Source organism: Xanthobacter nonsaccharivorans (genome assembly GCF_043194755.2).
GTDB classification, from domain to species: domain Bacteria; phylum Pseudomonadota; class Alphaproteobacteria; order Rhizobiales; family Xanthobacteraceae; genus Xanthobacter; species Xanthobacter autotrophicus_G.
Window position 1 is genome coordinate 5,043,571 of the sequence record NZ_CM195526.1, and the last position, 20,602, is coordinate 5,064,172.

Genomic DNA, 20,602 nt, shown 5'->3' on the forward strand with positions numbered 1-20,602 from the left:
GGCGCCACGGCGCGCAAAGGAATTCCCTTTGCGCGAAACGCGCTCTAGCTTGCCGGCAAACGGGCGCTGCGCCCGAAACCGGGAACGACGACGCCATGACGCCCTTCGGTCGCCGCGTGCGCGACCTGCGCGCCCAGAAAGGCGTGACCCTCACCGAGATGGCCGGCGCCATCGGGGTCAGCCCCACCTATCTCTCGGCGCTGGAGACGGGCAAGCGCGGCAAGCCCACCTGGGCGCTGGTGCAGCGCGTCATCGCCTATTTCAACGTGATCTGGGACGAGGCGGAAGACCTCCAGCGCCTCGCCGAGGTGTCGAAGCCGCGCGTGGTGGTGGACACCGCCGGCCTCAGCCCGCAGGCCACGGAACTCGCCAACGTGCTGGCCCGCGAGATCGGCCACCTGCCCCCGGAAGCGGTGGCCGAGCTGCTGGGCCGGCTCAAGATCCTGCGCCGGCGCGGCTGACGGCAGCGACCGGCGCCCAACCCACCCGAGCGACTCCCCGGCCCGTTTCCCCGCTGTTCCGCGCACGCCGCGTCACGCCACGGCTTGCGCGGACGCATGCAGATGCCCCCGGCCATGACGGCCCGGGACCGGCGTCTGCACGTCGAGAGATCCCCGAGAGGCCGGGCAGGACCAGACAACGCCCTTCAGGGCTTCAGGCAGACTGCCACCACCTGCTTCACCTCGTGCAGGCATTCCACCTCCGTCCTGCCCTCCCGGGCGGAGAAGACGGCGATGTGCTGCATGCCGCGGTCGTGGTTGACGCAATAGCCGCCGATCAGGCTCTCGCCGCCCTCGCAGCTAGCGAGGCAACCGGCGGCCGGGCAGGCGGCGGCGCGCACGGTGATGTTGGCCGAGGCCGCGCTGCGGGCGCGCCCTGCGGCCCCTCGGGGGCCGGCAGGACCGGCGGAAACCCGGGGCATCCACGGGACCGCGCAGGACCAGCCGCCCCGGCGGGCCCCGCGACACCGGCAGGCCCCTGGGGACCGGCCGCACCAGCCGGCCCCTCGGGCCAGAGGGACCGGGCGCGCCTTCAAGGCGGCCGCGAGCGACGGGGCCAGCGCCACCCAGCTTGACCAAACGCACCATGTCACCCCTCCCCGCGGATGGAGCACACGGCGCATGGTGAAGCTTCGCCTCGAGGAAGAAAAAGGCCCTCTACGCCGGATTAGGTATTCCGGCGCAACAGTTTAGGGCCGCTCCGCCCCGGCATCCCGTGCTCACGCGCAGCCCTCCCGGCGACAGGGTCCGGCGCGCCATGCGCCCGGCATCGCCCGCCCGCTCAGCCGCGGGCCTTCACCAGCGCCTGCGTGGTCTGCTGGAGCCGAAAGGCCAGGTCCCGCAGCACCGAGCGGGCGAGGGAGGGGGTCTTGTCGAGCAGCGAGAGGAACAGGTCCGTCTCGATGCGCAGGACGCTCATGGTCGCGCCGGCCCGCACGGTGGCGGTGCGCGGCTCCCCGGTGAGGACGCCCATCTCCCCCACCACGGTGTCGCGGCCGAGCCGGGCCACCTCATGGGCCGCGCCGCCGGCCGAGACCTCGATGACGGCGGTGCCGTCCAGCACCACATAAGCGGCGTCGGGCGCCTCGCCCTGCTCGAACAGGACGTCGCCGACGGCCACGTCCAGCCGGGTGGCAGAGAAGGCCAGGAGCCGCAGCTGGCTCGGCTCCAGGTCACGGAACATGGGGATGCGCGCCAGCGTGCGGGCTTCGTCTTCGATGCTCATGTCTCGACCCCCTCGCGTCCGCGCGGGCAGGAGCCCGGCGCACGCCTGGTCTTCAGCTCAGGCCCGGGCCGCCTCAAGCGGCGCTTCCCCCGCACCGGGCACGTCGATCCGCTCGATCTGGCCATGGGTCATCACGATGACCGCGCTGAACAGATGAAGCGGCTCCCCCGCATCTAGGACGACAAGGGTGGTGCGTCCAGTGCGGCGGGCCAGGACCGCCTCCAGAAGCTGGCTCTGCTCGGACGGCGCGAGGGGCACGAGCGCATCGTCGATGACGAGAATGGTGGGGTCGGCCACGAGGCAGCGGGCGAGGGTGAGCTTGCCCCGCTCCGCCGCCGCGAGCGGCAGGCCGCCCTCGCCCACGGTGACGTCGAGGCTGAGGCGCTCCACCTGGCCGATGAGCCCTTCCTGCGCCAGGCAGCCGCGCACGATCTCGTCCACCACCGCCGCCGCCCCGGCCCGGTCGGCGGCGATGCGGCCGAACAGCAGGTTGTCGCGCACGGTCAGGGCCTGGCAATAGGCATCCGGCTGGTAGCGGGCCAGCGCGATGCCGGACACCGCCCTCAGGTGGGCGAGCTGGGCGCGGGCGGAGAGCGCGCGTTCCTGCCAGCCTTCGTCCACGAGGCCGAAGCGGTGCCGCGGCTCGCAATAGCGGCCGGCGATGCGCACGAGCAGCATGCGCTCCTCGGCGGAGAAGATCTCGTCCGCCCTGGTGGCGAGGAGGCCGGCCGCGCGCATCTCCTCGGCGCGGATGAGGCCCTTGGTGTCGATCCCGGGAAGGTCCTCCGGCCCCCCGGCCAGGTCCGTGAGGATGCGCAGCGCGGCAAGGCCGAACCGCCGCAGATCGTCGGCGAGGCCCACCTTCTCCAGGAGCGGCGCGAGGCCGGGGTCGCACAGCAGGGAGGCGGCGCCGCGCCCGTCGTTCACCGGGGTCGCGAACAGAATGTTCTCGGCCAGCGTCATCCAGCGGTTGAAGGCGGCGAAGCGGAACGGCTCCATCAGCACCCGACCGGTCTCCGCCTGGCGGCGGGCCACCGCATCGGTCACCACGGCGCGCAGCGTCACGAGGCGTTCGGTGAGCGCCGGGTCGCGCTCGGGATCGAGCCGCCGCTCCAGCCCGAGCCGCACCACCAGGTCGCCCAGCCCCCCCAGCGACAGGGCCGCGAGCACGTGGCGATCGAGGGCCGCGGCGTCCGGCAGGCCGAGGCTTTCGAGGTCGAGGCCGGCAAGGGCGACGCCGGACAGATCGATGGCCCGGCCGGAGGCGTGCCAGGGCCGCCGCCGCACGGCGCAGACGAGGTTCTCCCGGAGCGTGCCGTTGATGACGATGGGCTCGCCCCCCGCATAGGCCACGTGGCGGCCGTAGAGCGCCTCCGGCATGGCGGCCAGGTCGTGCCCGCCCAGGCGCACGGCGCCGGTGTAGAGGGAGATGGCGCGCCCGCAGACCTTGGCCACCGCATGCTTGCCGCCGGCATCCGGCCCCTTGAGGGCGACCGCGGTGCCCGGGGCGATCTCGAAGCTCACCCCCTCCATCACCGCGCCGCCGGTGGCATCCGCAATGCCGAGGTCGGCCGCGCGCACGGACCCGTCGAAGGCCGGCGCCGGCCCGGCGGGCACGTCCTGCACCCCCTCGGGCCACACCTCGCGGGTCTCCAGGTAATAGCGGGCGAAATCATAGCGCACCTGGGCGACAAGGCGCTTCTCGTCCCAGTCGATGATGTCCTTCAGCGGCTCGGGAATCTGGCTGTAGGCCGCCACCACCGCCACCAGCTGGCCGATGTTGATGGCTCCCGACAGGGCCAGCCAGCCGCCCACCGCGTAGAAGACCAGGGTCGGCACATCCGACATGAGGAGGTTGAGCACCCGGTCGGTGGCGGTCTGCCGCTTCATGTTGAGGCTCGCCTCCGAGACGATGGCGAGGCGGTTGTCCACCTCCCCCCGCTCGAACGGGCTGGTGGCGAAGCCATGCACCAGCGGCAGCCGGTCGATGCCGGACATGATCCTCTTGCCGAGCGCCACCGCCTCCCGCTGGTAGACCTTGAGCTTGTGGGCATTGTCCCGGCGCTGGATGCCGAGCAGGAGGTAGTTGAGCGCCAGGATGCCGATGGCGCAGCCGCCCAGCGCCGCGTTCTGGGTGAAGATGAGCAGGGTCGCCGAGCCGATCAGCCCGGCGGACTTGGCCGGCTGGGCGAAGGCCATGCCGGCGAAGGGGGAGATGGGCCCCACCTCGAACCGCATCATGTTACCAACTTCGAGCGCCTTGCTCTTCATCGGCGCTTCCGGCCGCAGGCGCTGGATGATGTCGAACAGTTTCTGCCTGAGACCGACAAGGATGCGCTCGCCGAGCCGGGCCTTCGCCATCTCGATCAGCCGGGAAATGTGCTGCTGTATGAGCTGGAGCGCGAGCAGCACCGCCGCGAGGCCGATCAGCAGCTCAAAGCCGGAGACCTCGAATCCGCCAAAGTTCCAGAACACCGCGCCGCCCAGCGCATCCGGCACGGCGAGGTCGAATTCCAGGAAACGGGGCACCTTGCCGGAGATGGCGTCGGTCACGCCGTTCACGATCAGCCGCGGCAATTCCAGCGAGGCATAGTTGAACGGCAGCAGCAGAAGAACCAGCGCGAACAGCTTGATATGGCTCAGGGGCGCGGCCCGCCACAGGTAGGCCAGCATCTCCCGCGGCAAGCCCGGTCCCGGCCCCGCGCCGCCATGGGCCGGAGGCTCCGTTCCACCCGGCACGGACGGGGAAGGGATGCTCATGCCGTCTTTCTTGCGGGCCGGCCGCGCCGATGACAAGCCCCCAAACAGGGGAAGACATCTGAATTCAGGCACTTCCCGCGGGTGCTGGCCGCCCGTCCCGGCAGCGCTCCACATACAGGCGGTAGAATCGTCCCAGCCGCTCCGGCGCGCTCCGCTCCAGCGCCTGCGCCCGCGCGGCCGCCGCGTCGAGGGCGCCGGCGCCGAAGTCGGACATGAGCGCCCCATGGGCCTCCACCAGCGCCGCGAAGTCCGCCGTTCTGGCGAAATCCTCATCTCCGGCAAGGAGATAGAGCTGGCTTGCCCGGGACTTGCCCTTGAGCATCAGCAGGTCCGCCTCCAGGAAGGCGAGGCCTCCCGCCGCCTGCATGGTCGCCTCGGAGACGAGGATGTCGACCCGCATGTTCTTGGTCGCCCCCTCGATCCGCGAGGCCAGGTTCACGTCGTCGCCGAGGCAGGAATATTCGAGCCGCTGCTCCGAGCCGAGATTGCCCACGCAGCAAGGCCCCGTCGCCAGCCCGACGCCGCAGCGCACCGGCGCGAAGGCCCGCCCCGCGGCCTCCGCCTCCCGGCGCCAGCCCTCGTTCAGCTGGTCGAGCCGGCGGGACATGGCGAGGGCGCAGAGGGCGGCGTTGCGGGCGTGGTGCGGGTCGTCCACCGGCGCGTTCCAGAACGCCATGATGGCGTCGCCGATGTATTTGTCGATGGTGCCCCCGTGGGCCAGCACCACCTCGGTCATGGGGGTGAGATAGGCGTTCATGAAGCGCGTAAGCGCCTGCGCATCCATGGTTTCCGACAAAGAGGTGAAATCGCGCAGGTCGCAGAAGAGGATGGTGATCTCCCGCGTCTCCCCGCCCAGCACCAGGCGCTCGGGGTTCTCCGCCAGCTTCTCCACCACCTTGGGCGAGACGAAGCGGCCGAACACCGAGCGCACCCATTTCTTCTGCTGCTGCTCGTCGCGATAGAGCGCGAGCACCCCCATGAGATAGACGCCGAGCACCACCGCCCCCGGCCCCATGGGATCGAGCAGCAGGTCCAGCCGGGTGAAGGCAAGCCACGCCCCCGCCGCCAGCGCCGCCACCACCAGCGCCCCGGCCAGGCCCGCAGCCGGCGCCGAGACCCGCGGCAGCACCAGGGCGAGCAGAAGCCCCAGCAGTGCGGCAAGCACCATCTCCGCGCCTCGCGCCCAGTCCGGCCGCACGAGGTTCGCCCCCGTCACCACATGCTCGATGAGCTGGGCCTGGACCTCGACGCCGGCCACCGCCGCATCCAGCGGTGTCGCCCGCGTGTCCATCAGCCCCGCGGCGCTGGTGCCGACCAGGATGATGCGGCCATCCACCTCGCTTCTGGCAACGCTGCCGTCGAGCACCGACGCGGCGGAAAGGAAGCGGCGGGGAGCGGTGGGGGTGAAGCGCACCCGCACCTCGCCCTGGGCGTCGGTGGGCACCTCCAGGGCGCCGATCCTCACCGCCGTGATGCCGGACTGGGTGCCGAAGCCCGCATCACCCGAGGCGTTGGAGGCGCGCACCACGTAAGTGGAGGCCCCCTGCGCCACGCGGAGCGCCTCGGCTCCAAGGCCGGGCACGATCTTACCCTCAAGCCCCAGCAGCAGCGGCACCCGCCGCACCACCTGGTCGCGGTCCGGCAGCCAGTTGAGCGCGCCGATGCCCCAGGCAGCGGCCGCGAGCGCCGGCAGTGGCGCCACCGCGCCGGAAAAGCGCGGCAGGAACACGCCGGGATCATCACCGGCAGTGGCGAGACCCCATTTCGCTGGATAGACGCCGCCCGCCCGCGCGTCCGTCAGCACCGCGCCGAGCACGGAGGGCCCGGCGCCGAGCCTGCGGGCAAGCTTCTCGTCATTGCCCTCGCGGCCGGCCAGGGCCGCCTGCACCGGGGCGCGGACGTCCTCCGGCAGGAGGCCGGCGACGGCGGCGGGGTCGAGCCGGTCGGGCTCGGCAAAGACCATATCGAACGCGATGGCGGCGGCGCCAAGGTCCGTCAGCCGCTCCACCAGCTGCGCCACCGTCGCCCGTGGCCAGGGCCACTGGCCGATGCGGGCGAGGGACGCCTCGTCCACGTCGACGATGCGCACCGGCAGGTCCGGATCGTAGGGGCGGGGCGCGGCGCGCTGGTAGAGGTCGAACAGGCCGTTGCGCGCATCCCTGAGCGGGCCGGGATCCGTCCCCATCACGAGAAGGCCAGCGGCGAGCGGGCCGCCCACGGCGAGCCAATAGAGGCGGGACCACATGCGGCAATGAGCTTCCCTTGCAGGCGCCGGAGCCTAGCGCGCGGGCCGGCGGCGTGGAAGCGGCCTCGGGAAGGCCCGCTCGAAGCACCAGCCCACGCCATTCCGTTGACGCCCATGCTATCCCATGTTAGCCCATTATTACCCATAAACACGTTGGACGGCTTTCCGCCGTCGCGCGGTGGGGGCGCCACGGCGTCCGCCGCAGAATGAGGACACCCGGGCGCCATGGACCGCTTCGTGTCCACCTACACGATGCGCCTCGACGCCAAGGGCCGGGTCTCCATCCCCGCGCCCTACCGGACGGTGCTCGCCAAGGACGGCGCGGAGGGGCTCTACTGCCATCCGAGCCTTGCGGAGCCCGCGCTCGATGCGGGCGGGAACCGGCTCATCGGCGAGATCGACACGCTGATCGCCCGCTACCCGCCCTATTCGGAGGAACGGGAGGAGCTGGCCGCCGCCCTCTACGGCACCAGCGAGACGCTACGCATCGACCCGGAGGGCCGGGTGGTGCTGACGGAGACACTGAAGGCCCACGCCGAAATCACCGACCAGGTGGCGTTCGTGGGACTGGGACACAAATTCCGGATCTGGGAACCGGAGCGGCTGAAGGCGCATCTCGCGGAGGCCACCCGAAGGGTGCGCGAGCTGCGCAAGGCCATCGGCTCCCGAGCCGAGACCACGCGGGGCGAAAAGGAATGACGACGGGCCACGGGGTCGGCCCCGCCGACGCCGCTGGCGGACCGGCCCGTCATCTTCCGGTGATGCTCCGCGAGGTTCTCGCGCACCTCGCGCCGAAGGAGGCCGGCCGCTATGTGGACGGCACCTTCGGCGCAGGAGGCTATACGCGGGCGATCCTCGCCGCGGCCGACTGCCGGGTGCTCGCCATCGACCGCGACCCCACCGCCATCGCCGCCGGGCAGGAGCTGGTCGCCGCCTCCGGCGGGCGGCTGCTGCTGGCCCACGATCGCTTCTCGCGCCTCGACGAGATCGCCGCCGAGCGGAATTTCGCCCCCCTCGACGGGGTGGTGCTGGACATCGGCGTCTCCTCCATGCAGCTCGACGAGGCCGAGCGCGGCTTCTCCTTCCGCCGCGACGGGCCGCTCGACATGCGCATGGCGGCGAGCGGCCCCTCCGCCGCCGACCTCGTGGCCGAGCTCGACGAGGTGAGCCTCGCCCATGTCATCTGGTCGCTGGGGGAGGAGCGGCAGTCCCGCGCCATCGCCAAGGCCATCGTCAAGGCCCGCGCGGAGGCGCCCATCACCCGCACGGCCCAGCTGGCGGAGATCGTGTCACGGGTGGTCTGGTCGAAGCCCGGCGAGGTGCACCCGGCCACCCGGACCTTCCAGGCGCTGCGGATCGCCGTGAACGAAGAGCTGGACGAGCTGGTCCGCGCCCTCGCCGCCGCCGAGCGCGCCCTGAAGCCTGGCGGCCGGCTGGTGGTCGTCACCTTCCATTCCCTTGAGGACAGGATCGTTAAGACTTTTCTGTCACACCGGGCTAAGGCACCGTCCGCCTCGCGCCACCTGCCGCAAGCGGAAGGACCGGAGCCCTCCTTCCGCCTTGTGGCGAAAGGCGCAGTGGAGCCGGGTCCCGACGAAGTGGCAGGAAATCCGCGCTCCAGGTCCGCGAAGCTTCGCGCGGCCGAACGCACGGAGGCCCCGGCGCATCCGGGCGGTGACCTGATGGGGCTGCTTCCGGCCCCACCACCGCAACGCCACGGGCGGAGACGCTAGAGAAGATGTTCCGGGTCGCCAACGTCGTGATGGTCGTCGCGCTTCTGGTGACCGCAGCCGTGGTCTACCAGCTCAAGTACGCCTCCACCGCCGAAGCCGAGCGCCTCGCCAGCCTGCGCGCGCAGATCCGCAAGGAGCGAGACGCCATCTCCCTGCTGCGCGCCGAATGGGCGCGCCGCACCTCGCCCATCTACATCCAGGGCCTGGCGGAGCGGCACCTCGACATGAAGCGGCTGGACGTGGATTCCATCTCCAGCCTCGATGACCTGCCCGAGAAGCCCGCCAACAATGACGACGGCATCGGCGGCATCCTCGAGGCCCTCAGCGATGCCCCGCTGGTCACCTCCTCCACCGGCAAGGTGAGCGGCTCGGCCACCGCGCCCATCAGCTCCGGCGGCGCGACCGTGCCCGCCACCTCGGCCCTGCGCCCGGCCCATCCGCCGGCTCCCAAGCCGGCTTCCACCGCGGCGGCAACCCCCGCGAGCCGGACACAGACCCGGCCGGCCATGCCGCCCCAGCCGCTCCCCGCCGCCCCTGTGGCGCCACCCACCCAGCCGCAGCCCGAAGCACCGTCCAATCCTCTGGAGCGCTTCTTCTCCGGGTTCCATTGAGGAGGCCGCCATGGATGACATGAACACCTTCTCCGCCCGCGCCGCCCGCATGGGCGGCACCGCCTGGTCCGCCACCCTTCGCACCCTCGACCGGTGGGACAAGGCGTGCGGTGTCTTCCTCGCCGTCTGCGGCCGCGTGTCGGGCCAGGGTGCCCGGGTCGCGGCCCGCTGGGGCGGCAGGGCCACCATGGCCACGGCCCGCATCATCCAGAGCCTCGCCCTCGCCGGCGGCCACCTCGGCTATCGCGGCGGCCGGCATATGGTGCGCGGCCTGTTCGGCCTCGACCGCGGCGATGCGGACACGGTCGCGCGCAGCCGGATCAAGCTGATCATGCTGGCATTCTGCGGCGTGTTCGTCGCCATCGCGATCCAGCTCTCCCACCTCGCCGTCACCTCTGATCCCGGTGGCACGCGCGGCCGCGGGACCGACGCCGTCGCTTCGGCGCGTCCGGACATCATCGACCGCAACGGCGACATCGTCGCCATCGACGTGAAGTCCCCCTCCCTCTTCGCCGAGCCCAAGCGTCTCATCGATCCGGACGAGGCGCTGGAAGGCCTGCTCAAGGTGCTGCCGGACCTCGACGTGGCCGAGGCCCGCGCCCGCCTCAACTCCGGCAAGGGCTTCGTTTGGCTGAAGCGCGAGATCACGCCGTCGCAGATGCGGGCCATCCACCGGCTCGGCATCCCGGGCATCGGCTTCCTGAAGGAGAACCGCCGGATCTACCCGGACGGCCCCATCCTGTCCCATGTCATGGGCGGCGTGAACGTGGACAACCAGGGCATTTCCGGCATCGAGAAGTGGATCGACGGCCGAGGCCTCGCCGAACTCCACCTCGCCGGCTTCGCCACCGACCGCCGGCAGGAGCCGGTGCAGCTCTCCATAGACATGCGCGTGCAGCATGCGGTGCGTGACGAGCTGGTGCGGGCGAAGAACAAGTTCTCCGCCCTCCACGCCATGGCGGTGGTGACTGAAGTGAACACCGGCGAGATCATCTCCATGGTCTCGATTCCGGACTTCGACCCCAACGTGTCCGGCAATCCGAAGGACGACGCCTACCTCAACCGCCTGACCACCGGCGTCTACGAGATGGGCTCCACCTTCAAGGCGCTGTCCTTCGCCATGGCGCTCGATTCGGGGAAGATCGGGCTGAACTCCTCCTTCGACGCCCGCGGCGCCCTGCACTTCGGCAAGTTCGCCATTCACGACTACCACGCCGAGAACCGGGTCCTCAGCGTGCCGGAGATCTTCCTCGTGTCGTCCAACGTGGGCACGGCGAAGATGGTGCTCTCCCTCGGGGTCGAGGCGCACAAGACCTTCCTCAAGAAGATGGGCCAGCTCGACCGGCTGCGCACCGAGCTGCCGGAAAGCTCCGAGCCCATCGTGCCGAAGCGCTGGGGCGAGCTGAACTCCGCCACCATCGCCTTCGGCCACGGCCTCTCCGTCGCCCCGCTTCAGGCGGTGATGGCGGTGAATTCCATGGTCAACGGCGGCTTCCTCATTCCACCCACATTCCTCAAGCGCTCCCAGGAGGATGCGCAGAAGGTGGCGGTACGGGTGCTGAAGCCCGAGACCTCCGACAAGATGCGCTACATCATGCGCCTCAATGCGGAGAAGGGCACCGCCACCAAGGCGGAGGTGCCGGGTTATCTGGTGGGCGGCAAGACCGGCACCGCCGAGAAGGTGGTGAACGGCCGCTACGCCAAGAACAAGCTGCTCACCTCGTTCACGGCCGTCTTCCCCATGGACAAGCCGCGCTACCTGGTGCTGGTGATGCTCGACGAGCCGAAGGCCACCTCCGAGACCTACGGCTTTGCCACCTCCGGCTGGAACGCGGCGCCCACCACCGGCAAGATCGTGGAGCGCATCGCGCCCCTGCTCAACATCGCCCCCCGGCAGAACCTGCCCAACGCCGAGCAGCTGCTGCGGATGCCGCTGAAGGTGGCCGACCGGAACTGACCGGCCGGCCCCGCACATGGATACCACCTGCCACGGGGCGGCCGTCACGGCAGGGTGACAACCGGTGCGCGTGGATGCCAAAAGAGGTCCGATGACCCATCAAACCCTCGGACAGATCCTCGACAGCCATGCTCGCGTTCTGACGCCCGGCGCGGACGGGGACATCATCACCGGCTTGTCCGCCGACAGCCGCAGGATCAAGCCCGGCGACCTGTTCGTCGCCATCCCCGGCACCCATGCGGACGGCAGCCGCTTCATCGCCGATGCCGTCGGCCGCGGAGCCGCCGCGGTGCTGATGGAGCCCGTCGCCCCTCGCCCTGCCCTTCCGCCGCAGGTGGCCTTGGCCTTCACCCTCGATGCGCGGCGCTCCCTGTCGCTGGCAGCGGCGCGCTTCTATCCGCGCCAGCCGGCGACCATCGCCGCCGTCACCGGCACGGCTGGAAAGACCTCGGTCGCCTTCTTCCTTCGGCAGATCTGGGAAAAGCTGGGCCACAAGGCCGCGTACCTCGGCACCATCGGTCTCGTCGCGCCCGACGGATCCACCTACGGCAGCCTGACCACGCCCGATCCGGTCGAGCTCCATGCCACCCTGGACCGGCTGGCGGAGGAGGGCGTCACGCACATGGCGCTCGAAGCCTCATCCCACGGCCTCGACCAGAAGCGACTCGACGGGGTGCGCCTCTCGGCCGGCGGCTTCACCAATCTCGGCCGCGACCATCTCGACTACCATCCCACCATCGACGCCTATTTCCGGGCGAAGCTTCGCCTTTTCACCGAGGTGATGCCCACCACGGCACCCGCGGTGGCCGTCACGGCCGCGCCCTTCGCCGCCACCGCCCTCGCCTGGGCGCAGACGCGGGGCCTTGCGACCCTTCCCATCGGCGAGGGGCAGGCCTCCGGCCTCGACATCTTCGGCGTGACCGGCGCCGATGCCGGACAGAAGGTGATCTTTGCGGACGGCACCAGCGCCGTGGTGCCCCTGGTGGGCCGCTTCCAGCTCGACAACGCGCTGCTCGCCGCCGGCCTCGCCATCGCCAGCGGGGCGGGACGAGGCGAGGCGCTGAAGGCCCTCGCCGACCTGAAGGGCGTGCCCGGCCGGCTGGAGCGCATCGGCAACGATCCCCGCCGCCTGGTGTTCGTGGACTACGCCCACAAGCCGGAGGCGCTCGCCACCGTGCTCGATACCCTGCGCGCGGCGATCCCCGGCCGGCTCATCGCGGTGTTCGGCTGCGGCGGCGACCGGGACAAGGGCAAGCGCCCCATCATGGGCGCCATCGCCGCCATGAAGGCGGACCTGGTGATCGTCACGGACGACAACCCCCGCAGCGAGGATCCGGCGGTGATTCGCGCCGAAATCCTCGCCGGAACCCAGGGCGCGGGGGGAACCGGCGCGGAGGAGATCGGCGACCGCGCCGAGGCCATCCGGTCAGCCGTGGCCCGGCTCCAGCCTGGGGATGCGCTGCTTGTTGCCGGCAAGGGTCACGAAACCGGCCAAATCATCGGCGACCGGACATATCCATTCTCGGACGCGGCAGAGGTGCGCGCGGCCATGGGAGAGGAAGCGGCATGAGCACGAGCGGGCGGGTCCTCCACTCCGTCGCCGAGATGCAGGCGGCCATGGGTGCCGACGTGCACGGCACGCCGGCCGATGCGACCGGAATCTCCATCGACAGCCGGACCCTCGCGCCCGGCGACGCCTTCTTCGCCATTGCCGGCGAGAACAGCGACGGCCACGCTTATGTGGCAAAGGCCCTCGATGCGGGAGCTTCCGTCGCCGTTGTGGCGCGGGAGAAGGCGGATGCCTTTCCCGAAGGCGCCCCGCTCCTGGTGGTAGATGATGTGCTGGACGGCCTCGCCGCTCTCGGCCGCGCCGCCCGCGCCCGCTCGGAGGCGGGCATCGTCGCGGTGACGGGTTCGGTGGGCAAGACCACAACCAAGGAGGCGCTGCACATCGCCCTCGGCGCGGACGGGCAGACCCACGCCTCCGCCGCCTCCTACAACAATCACTGGGGCGTGCCCCTCTCCCTCGCCCGCCTGCCGCGCGAGGCGCGCTACGGCGTGTTCGAGATCGGCATGAACCATCCCGGCGAGATCACGCCCCTGGTGAGGATGGTGCGTCCGCAGGTAGCGGTAGTGACCACCGTGGAACCGGTGCACATCGCCCAGTTCTCCTCCATCGAGGAGATCGCCGATGCCAAGGCCGAAATCTTCGATGGGGTCGAGCCCGGCGGCGCCGCGGTGCTCAACCTCGACAACCCGCGGTTTCCCCGCCTCAAGGCGGCGGCGGAGGCGCGCGGCATCGCCCGTATCGTCAGCTTCGGCGAAAGCGCCGGCGCGGACGTGCGGCTGAAGGAGGCCGCCCTCCACTCCTATTGCTCCGTCGCGGTGGCCGACGTGATGGGCATGCCGGTGACCTTCAAGGTGGGGATGCCGGGTCGCCACATCGTGCAGAACATGCTGGCCGTGCTGGCCACAGCCAAGCTTCTGGGCGCGGACATGGCGCTCGCCGCCCTCGCCCTCTCCCGGCTGAAGCCGCCGCCGGGGCGCGGGGTGCCACTCCAGCTGCAGGTACGGGGCGGGCAGGCGACGCTGCTGGATGAAAGCTACAATGCCAACCCCGCTTCCATGCGTGCCGCCCTTGACGTGCTGAGCCGCACCCCCGTGGGGCCGCGCGGACGACGCATCGCCGTGCTCGGCGACATGCTGGAGCTGGGTGTGGACGGCGAAGCCCACCACGCCGGCCTCGCCGAGGCCATCCGGGTGGCCAAGATCGACCAGGTCTATTGCTGCGGGCCGCTGATGCATGCGCTCTGGCAGGCATTGCCTTCCGAACGGCGCGGCGGCTATGCCATCCATGCGACCCATCTCGAACCCATGGTAGCCGCCGCCATCAGGGCCGGGGACACACTCATGGTGAAGGGATCCAACGGCAGCCGCATGGGCCCCCTGGTCAAGAGCCTCGCCGAGCGCTTCCGCGCGGGCGAGGATGCGCTCCTCGAAGGATAACCCCCTTATGCTCCAGTGGCTTACTGAGTTCCACTCGTCCTTTTCGGCCTTCAACGTCTTCCGCTACATCACCTTCCGCACCGGCGGGTCGGTGGTGACTGCGCTGATGTTCGTGTTCCTGTTCGGCCCCGGCATGATCTCCACGCTGCGCCTCAAGCAGGGCAAGGGCCAGCCGATCCGCACCGACGGGCCGCAGTCGCACCTTCTGACCAAGAAAGGCACGCCCACCATGGGCGGGCTGATGATCCTCTCCGGCATCCTCGTCGCCACCCTGTTGTGGGCGAACCTCTCCAACATCTATGTCTGGGCGGTGATGCTGGTGACCCTGGGCTTCGGCCTCATCGGCTTCTACGACGATTATCTGAAGGTGACGAAGCAGACCCACAACGGCCTGTCGGGCAAGACCCGCCTCGCCATCGAGGCGGTGATCGCCGGCGTCGCCGTGGTCATCATGATGACCTACGGCAAGTCGGGCCTCTCCACCTCGGTCGCCTTCCCCTTCTTCAAGGACCTGCTGCTGAACCTCGGCATGTTCTTCGCCATCTTCGGCATGTTCGTCATCGTGGCGGCGGGCAATGCGGTGAACCTCACCGACGGCCTGGACGGCCTTGCCATCGTGCCGGTGATGATCGCCGCCGGCTCCTTCGGCTTCATCGCCTACCTCTCGGGCAACGTGGTGTTTGCCGACTATCTGCAGATCCACTACGTGGCCGGCGTCGGCGAGCTGGCGGTGGTGTGCGGCGCGCTAATGGGCGCGGGCCTCGGCTTCCTGTGGTTCAACGCCCCGCCCGCCCAGGTGTTCATGGGCGACACCGGCTCCCTCGCGCTGGGCGGCCTGCTGGGCACCGTCGCCGTCGCCACCAAGCACGAGATCGTGCTGGCGGTGATCGGCGGCCTGTTCGTGCTGGAGGCGGTCTCCGTGATCGTGCAGGTGGCGTCCTTCAAGCTCACCGGCAAGCGCGTGTTCAAGATGGCGCCCATCCACCACCATTTCGAGCAGCTCGGCTGGACCGAGCCGCAGGTGGTCATCCGCTTCTGGATCATCGCCGTGGTGCTGGCCCTGGCCGGCCTCGCGACGCTGAAGCTGCGGTGAGGCACGGGGGAAGCCACTGAATAGAAAAGGCCCGCGGGGACATCCCCGCGGGCCTTTTTCATGCCGGTGCCCGCGTCCGCTTCACCGGTCGCAGGTCTTGATGCCGAACGGCACATAGGCCGGGCAGAAACGGAAGACGGCGGTGAGCAGCATCACCAGCCCCACCGCGCCAACCACCCAGGCCCAGACGCCGAGCCCAGACAGCGCCGCCACCGAAGGCGCCACGAACGGCACGACGATGAGAACGATCCCCACGATGAACCGCAGCACGCGGTCCATGCCACCAACGTTTGCCATGCCCTCAACCTCCTAAGGAACCGGACCTCGACCCTACCTACATTCAATGTTCTGAATGTAGGTTCAGGTCAAGCGCGGGATTTCCCGTAAGGCCGCTGTGGTTGCGAAAGGCGTTCGCACTTTCCGCGGCTTTGCTCTAGACGGGGAGGCGAGCTTCCATTGCCTCCCCGGAATTTTCGCACCGCCATGATCCCCGTCACCACCTTCAAGGATCAGACCGTCGCCCTTTTCGGGCTCGGCGGCTCCGGTCTCGCCACCGCGCAGGCGCTTCTGGCCGGCGGCGCCCGTGTCGTTGCCTATGATGACGCCGAAGCCTCCCGCCGCAAGGCCGGCGAGGCGGGCGTTCCGGTCCAGGATCTGCGCTCCATCGACTGGACCGTCGTCGCCGCCCTCGTCCTTGCCCCCGGCGTGCCCCTCACCCATCCCGATCCGCACTGGTCGGTGAAGCTGGCGCGCGCCGCGGGCGTCGAGGTGATCGGCGACATCGAGCTGTTCTGCCGCGAGCGGCAGGCCATCGCCAGGCGCTCGCCCTTCATCGCCATCACCGGCACCAATGGCAAGTCCACCACCACCGCGCTCATCGCCCACATCCTTCGGGTGGCCGGGCGCGACGTGCAGCTGGGCGGCAACATAGGCACCGCCATCCTCTCCCTCGCCCCGCCGAAGCCGGGCCGGGTGCATGTGATCGAGTGCTCCTCCTACCAGATCGACCTCGCCCCGAGCCTCGATCCGTCCGTCGGCGTCATGCTCAACGTGACGCCCGACCATCTGGACCGCCACGGCACCCTCGAGAACTACGCTGCGGTCAAGGAGCGCCTCATCGTCGGCGTCGAGGGCGGGGGCACCGCCGTGGTCGGTGTCGACGATGATTTCTCCGCCGCCATGGCCGACCGGGCGGAGCAGGCCGGCACCCACGTGGTGCGCATCTCCGTGGTACGGCCCCTGCCCGACGGCATCTGGCGCGACGCGGAGACGCTGGTCGTCTCCGAGGGCGGCGCCGAGCGCTTCCGCCTGCCCCTGGCCGGCATCGGCTCGCTGCGCGGCGCGCACAATGCGCAGAACGCCGCCGCGGCCTTCGCCACCTGCCGTGCCCTCGGCGTCGCGCCGGAGGTGATCACCGTCGCCATGAAGCGCTTTCCCGGCCTTGCGCATCGCATGGAAGAGGTGGGCAACAAGGGCAAGGTGCTGTTCGTCAACGATTCCAAGGCCACCAACGCCGATGCCGCCGAGCGCGCGCTCACGAGCTTCACGGACATCTTCTGGATCGCCGGCGGCAAGCCGAAAGCAGGTGGCATCACGCCGCTGAAGCCCTGGTTCGACCGCATCGCCAAGGCCTACCTCATCGGCGAGGCGGCCGGCGACTTCGCCGCGACCCTCGGCGCCGACGTCCCGCACGAGATCGTCGGCACGCTGGACAAGGCGGTGGAAGCCGCCGCCCGCGACGCGGAAGTGTCCGGCGCCGACGAACCGGTGGTGCTGCTCTCGCCCGCCTGCGCCAGCTTCGACCAGTATCCCAACTTCGAGGTGCGCGGCGATGCCTTCCGCGCGCTGGTGCGCGCCCTTCCAGGCATCGCCGCGCGGGAGAAGTCCACCCAGCCGGCGGCGCAGGTGGAGCAGCCGAAGGGGGGCCATCCGCACGGCATGGGAATGGGCAACCCCCATGCAAACCCTCATGCAGGCAGCCACCCCCATGGCGCCAATCCCCACGGCGGACATCCCGGCAAGGGACATCCGTAGCCCGCCCACACCAGCCCTCACCGGGGCCGGTCGTTCCCGGCGGCGCCATGCGCTTCCGCAGCCGCCCATCCGCCTCCTCGCCCTTGTGGTCGCCTCCGTGACGTGGCACCTGTGCGCCGCACACAGGAGAGGACGACATGGCCGAAGGCACCAACGGAACGCACACCCAGCGCCACCACGCGCCGCCCGTGGTGTCCGGGCTCTCTGCCTTCGCCGGTGATTACGACCTCATCCTCTGCGACGTGTGGGGCGTGATCCACAACGGCCTTGCCGCCTTTCCCGCCGCCTGCTCGGCCCTCGGCCAGGCGCGGGCCGGCGGGGCCACGGTGGTGCTCGTCTCCAACGCCCCGCGTCCCAACCGGTTCGTCGGCCAGATGCTGGACGGCTTCGGCGTGCCCCATTCCTCCTACGACTCCATCGTCACCTCCGGTGACGTGACGCGGGAGGTGCTGGCGGCCCGGCCCGGCGTGCGCATGTTCCACCTCGGCCCGCCGCGCGACCTCGGCACCTTCGAGGGGTTGAACCTCGTCCAGTCCGGCCTCGAGGAAGCCGAGGTGATGGTGTGCACCGGCCTCCTCGACGACGACGTGGATACGCCGGAGGACTACCGCGGCACCCTGGAGACCATGAAGGCACACAACATGCCTCTCATCTGCGCCAATCCCGATCTGGTGGTGGAGCGCGGCGAGACGCTCATCTATTGCGCCGGGGCCATCGCCCAGCTCTATGAGCAGATGGGCGGCGAGGCCATCTGGTGCGGCAAGCCCTACCAGGCCATCTACGAGGTCGCCCTCGGCCGGGCCGAGGCCATCCGTGGCAGGCCCATCGACCGCAAGCGCGTGCTCGGCATCGGTGATGCCCTGCGCACCGACATCGCCGGCGCCAACGATGCGGGCTTCGACAGCCTGTTCATTTCCAGCGGCATCCACGCGCAGGAGCTGAAATCCCTGGACGGCGCCATTCCGGACACCGAATCCCTCGCCGACCTGTTCTCCGGTCACGCCCATCCGCGCGGTGTCATGCCCCGCCTCGCCTGGTGAGGCGGCAAGCGGACCGCCCCGGAGCGCCCTTGACGCCCCCGGGCTACAACGCCTAGTTCCCACAGGCAGGACACCGCCTCGCACCCGCCGAAGCCGCAGGCAAGGCCTTAGCTCGCCGATGACACAAGCCCCCTCTCCCGAATTCGTCCTGGTCCGCGGTGCCGAGCCCCTTCCGCCGGCTTTCACGCGCCCGGTGGTGGCCATCGGCAATTTCGACGGGGTGCATCGCGGCCACCGGGCGGTCTTCGACACCGCCCGCGCCATGGCGCGGGAGGCAAAGGTCGCGGCCCTGGCCCTCACCTTCGAGCCGCATCCGCGCACCTTCTTCAATCCCGCCAACGCTCCCTTCCGCCTGACGCCGGAGGCGGCAAAGCTCCGGCACATTGCCGAGAGCGGCCTGGACGGTGCCATCGTGCTGCCGTTCGACGCCGCCCTCGCCTCCCTGGAGGCGGAAACATTCGTGCGGCAGGTGCTTGTCGAACGGTACCATGTGACAGGTGTGGCGGTCGGGTTCGATTTCCATTTCGGCCGCGCCCGGGCCGGCTCACCGGCCTTCCTGGAGGATGCCGGGCGGCGTCACGGCTTCAAGGTGCAGGTGGTGGAGCCCATGCGGGACGAAGGCGACGCCATCTCTTCCACCGCCATCCGCAAGGCCCTGGCGGCCGGACAGGTGGGCCATGCGGGGCATATGCTGGGCCGGCCCTTCGCCGTGGAGGCGCAGGTGATCCATGGCGACAAGAGGGGCCGGACCATCGGCTTTCCCACCGCCAACCTGGCCTTGCCCGAGGACCTGGACCTCGCCTTCGGCATCTATGCGGTCAAGGCCCGCACGCCCCTGGGCCAGTTCGGCGGGGTGGCCAATTACGGGCGGCGGCCCACCTTCGACAACGGCCGGGCGCTGCTGGAGGTCCACCTGTTCGACTTCGCCGGCGACCTCTACGGCCAGACGCTGGAGGTGGAGTTCCACGCCTACATCCGGCCCGAGCTGAAGTTCGACGGCATCAACGCCCTCGTGGCGCAGATTCGTCTCGATGCGCACCAGGCGCGCGAGGTTCTCGCGAAGCTTTGACGGTGTCAGCGGCGGCGGCTTCGAATCTGAGTTAGCCGCACCTTAACCGGCATGCCCCATTCTGGCGCGGATCATGATCGCCGCCAGAAAAGACCCATCCGCCGTGCCATCCCTCCCCGCAGCGCCCCCGGAAGATCGCCGCTCGCCCTTCATCCGCCTCGCCGACCTCCTGGCGGGGGTCGAGCCCGGCCGCCAGCCGCTCAGCGCGGCAGTGGGCGAGCCGCAGCATGCCATGCCGGAGTTCGTCGGGCCGGTGCTGGCGGATGCGCTCCCCGGCTTCGGCCGCTACCCGCGGGCCGAGGGCACGCCCACCTTCCGCGCCGCCGCCGCCCGCTGGCTGGCGCAGCGCTACGATCTTGCCCGGCCCATCGACGCGGACCGCGAGGTGCTGGCCCTCAACGGCTCGCGCGAGGGCCTGTTCTCCGCCGCCATCGTGGCGCAAAGGCTGGCCGATCCGAAGAAGGGCGGGAAGGGGCGCCCGGCCATGCTGCTGCCCAATCCCTTCTATGCTGCCTATGCGGCAGGGGCGGAGGCGGCGGGATGCGAGGCGGTGGTGGTGCCCACCACCAAGGACAGCGGCTGGCTGCCGGACCTCGACGCCCTCGACCCGGCGCTTCTGGAACGCACGGTCGCCCTCTACATCGCCTCCCCCGCCAATCCGCAGGGCTCCATCGCCTCCCCCGACTATCTCGGCAAGGCGCTGGAGCTGGCCCGCCGGCACGGGGCGTTCCTGTTCTCGGACGAGTGCTATTCCGAGATCTACCTCGGCGCCGAGAAGCCGGCCGGCATCCTGGAGGTGGCGGGCACCGACTTCACCCGCGCGGTGGCCTTCAACTCCCTCTCCAAGCGCTCGTCCCTGCCCGGCCTGCGGTGCGGCTTCTGCGCCGGCGACCCGGCCTTCCTCAAGGATTTCCTCGCCTTCCGCTGGGTGGCGGCGCCCCAGGTGCCCGAGCCGTTGCAGGCGGTGGCCGTCGCCGCGCTCGAGGACGAGGCGCACGTGGCCGCTTCCCGCGACCTCTACAAGGCCAAGTTCGACCTGGCCGACCGGATGCTGGCCGGCCGCTTCGGCTACGCGCGGCCGGGCGGCGGCTTCTTCCTCTGGCTCGACGTCTCCCACCTTAAGGACGACCGGCTCTCCGGCGGCGAGGCGGCGGCGGTGAAGCTGTGGCGCGAGCAGGGCCTGCGCACCGTGCCGGGCGGCTATCTCGCCCGCCGCGACCTCACGGGGGCCAATCCGAGCGCGGACTTCCTGCGCGTCGCCCTGGTCCAGGACCTTCCCACCTGCGAGGAGGTGCTCGCGCGCCTCGTCGCCGCCCTTTCCTGAAGGAG

Annotated in this window: 17 protein-coding genes; 12 read left to right on the top strand and 5 right to left on the bottom strand. The window is 70.4% G+C overall.

Translation table 11 applies throughout. From position 1 onward, the window contains the following. Positions 1-95 precede the first annotated feature (95 nt). On the top strand, positions 96-461 hold the full coding sequence (locus V5F59_RS23090; protein WP_393982767.1) for a helix-turn-helix domain-containing protein: 366 nt from the start codon (positions 96-98) through the stop codon (positions 459-461). Between the two features lie 185 nt (positions 462-646). Here the strand turns inward: V5F59_RS23090 and V5F59_RS23095 are convergent, their stop codons facing one another. The 4 genes from V5F59_RS23095 to V5F59_RS23110 form a co-directional block, all read right to left on the bottom strand. Further along, complete coding sequence (locus V5F59_RS23095) at positions 647-922, bottom strand: hypothetical protein (protein ID WP_393982768.1); 276 nt, start codon at positions 920-922, stop codon at positions 647-649. A 359-nt stretch (positions 923-1,281) separates the two neighbouring features. Next, positions 1,282-1,725, bottom strand: coding sequence for a Crp/Fnr family transcriptional regulator (locus V5F59_RS23100; RefSeq protein WP_393982769.1), 444 nt, complete (start codon positions 1,723-1,725; stop codon positions 1,282-1,284). Between the two features lie 57 nt (positions 1,726-1,782). Next, on the bottom strand, positions 1,783-4,485 hold the full coding sequence (locus V5F59_RS23105) for a hypothetical protein (protein ID WP_393982770.1): 2,703 nt from the start codon (positions 4,483-4,485) through the stop codon (positions 1,783-1,785). Positions 4,486-4,549: 64 nt separating this feature from the next. Beyond that, positions 4,550-6,730: a CHASE2 domain-containing protein gene (locus V5F59_RS23110; protein ID WP_393982771.1), complete on the bottom strand. Its 2,181-nt coding sequence runs from the start codon at positions 6,728-6,730 to the stop codon at positions 4,550-4,552. 225 nt (positions 6,731-6,955) lie between these two features. Here V5F59_RS23110 and V5F59_RS23115 point away from each other — a divergent pair, with 225 nt between their 5' ends. The 7 genes from V5F59_RS23115 to mraY all read left to right on the top strand — a co-directional run bounded on the left by V5F59_RS23115 (position 6,956) and on the right by mraY (position 15,130). Then, entirely contained in the window at positions 6,956-7,429 is a 474-nt protein-coding gene (locus V5F59_RS23115) for a division/cell wall cluster transcriptional repressor MraZ (protein ID WP_393982772.1), read from the top strand. Beyond that, complete coding sequence (gene rsmH / locus V5F59_RS23120) at positions 7,426-8,463, top strand: 16S rRNA (cytosine(1402)-N(4))-methyltransferase RsmH (RefSeq protein WP_393982773.1); 1,038 nt, start codon at positions 7,426-7,428, stop codon at positions 8,461-8,463. Before V5F59_RS23115 ends, rsmH begins: the two co-directional genes overlap by 4 nt. Positions 8,464-8,468: 5 nt before the next feature. Further along, positions 8,469-9,074: a cell division protein FtsL gene (gene ftsL / locus V5F59_RS23125; RefSeq protein ID WP_393982774.1), complete on the top strand. Its 606-nt coding sequence runs from the start codon at positions 8,469-8,471 to the stop codon at positions 9,072-9,074. A 259-nt stretch (positions 9,075-9,333) separates the two neighbouring features. After that, positions 9,334-11,031, top strand: a complete 1,698-nt coding sequence (locus V5F59_RS23130) for a peptidoglycan D,D-transpeptidase FtsI family protein (protein WP_393982828.1) — start codon at positions 9,334-9,336, stop codon at positions 11,029-11,031. A 91-nt stretch (positions 11,032-11,122) separates the two neighbouring features. Beyond that, positions 11,123-12,601 (top strand): UDP-N-acetylmuramoyl-L-alanyl-D-glutamate--2,6-diaminopimelate ligase, encoded by a 1,479-nt coding sequence (locus V5F59_RS23135; RefSeq protein WP_393982775.1) that lies wholly within the window; start codon positions 11,123-11,125, stop codon positions 12,599-12,601. Continuing rightward, on the top strand, positions 12,598-14,037 hold the full coding sequence (locus tag V5F59_RS23140) for a UDP-N-acetylmuramoylalanyl-D-glutamyl-2,6-diaminopimelate--D-alanyl-D-alanine ligase (protein WP_393982776.1): 1,440 nt from the start codon (positions 12,598-12,600) through the stop codon (positions 14,035-14,037). The genes V5F59_RS23135 and V5F59_RS23140 overlap by 4 nt, the downstream gene beginning before the upstream one ends. Before the next feature lie 7 nt (positions 14,038-14,044). After that, positions 14,045-15,130, top strand: a complete 1,086-nt coding sequence (gene mraY, locus V5F59_RS23145) for a phospho-N-acetylmuramoyl-pentapeptide-transferase (protein WP_393982777.1) — start codon at positions 14,045-14,047, stop codon at positions 15,128-15,130. An 81-nt stretch (positions 15,131-15,211) separates the two neighbouring features. Here mraY and V5F59_RS23150 read toward each other — a convergent pair whose 3' ends face one another. Then, positions 15,212-15,427, bottom strand: coding sequence for a YgaP family membrane protein (locus V5F59_RS23150; RefSeq protein ID WP_393982778.1), 216 nt, complete (start codon positions 15,425-15,427; stop codon positions 15,212-15,214). Positions 15,428-15,613: 186 nt separating this feature from the next. On the opposite strand from V5F59_RS23150, the gene murD reads away from it, so the two are divergent. The 4 genes from murD (at position 15,614) to V5F59_RS23170 (ending at position 20,597) form a co-directional block, all read left to right on the top strand. Beyond that, complete coding sequence (gene murD / locus V5F59_RS23155) at positions 15,614-17,164, top strand: UDP-N-acetylmuramoyl-L-alanine--D-glutamate ligase (RefSeq protein WP_393982779.1); 1,551 nt, start codon at positions 15,614-15,616, stop codon at positions 17,162-17,164. A gap of 137 nt (positions 17,165-17,301) precedes the next feature. Next, positions 17,302-18,204 (top strand): TIGR01459 family HAD-type hydrolase, encoded by a 903-nt coding sequence (locus V5F59_RS23160; protein WP_393982780.1) that lies wholly within the window; start codon positions 17,302-17,304, stop codon positions 18,202-18,204. 118 nt (positions 18,205-18,322) lie between these two features. After that, on the top strand, positions 18,323-19,273 hold the full coding sequence (locus tag V5F59_RS23165; RefSeq protein ID WP_393982781.1) for a bifunctional riboflavin kinase/FAD synthetase: 951 nt from the start codon (positions 18,323-18,325) through the stop codon (positions 19,271-19,273). A 73-nt stretch (positions 19,274-19,346) separates the two neighbouring features. Continuing rightward, the gene (locus V5F59_RS23170; RefSeq protein ID WP_393982782.1) at positions 19,347-20,597 is read left to right on the top strand and encodes an aminotransferase class I/II-fold pyridoxal phosphate-dependent enzyme; all 1,251 of its coding nucleotides are present in this window, start codon (positions 19,347-19,349) and stop codon (positions 20,595-20,597) included. The last annotated feature ends 5 nt before the right edge of the window (positions 20,598-20,602 follow it).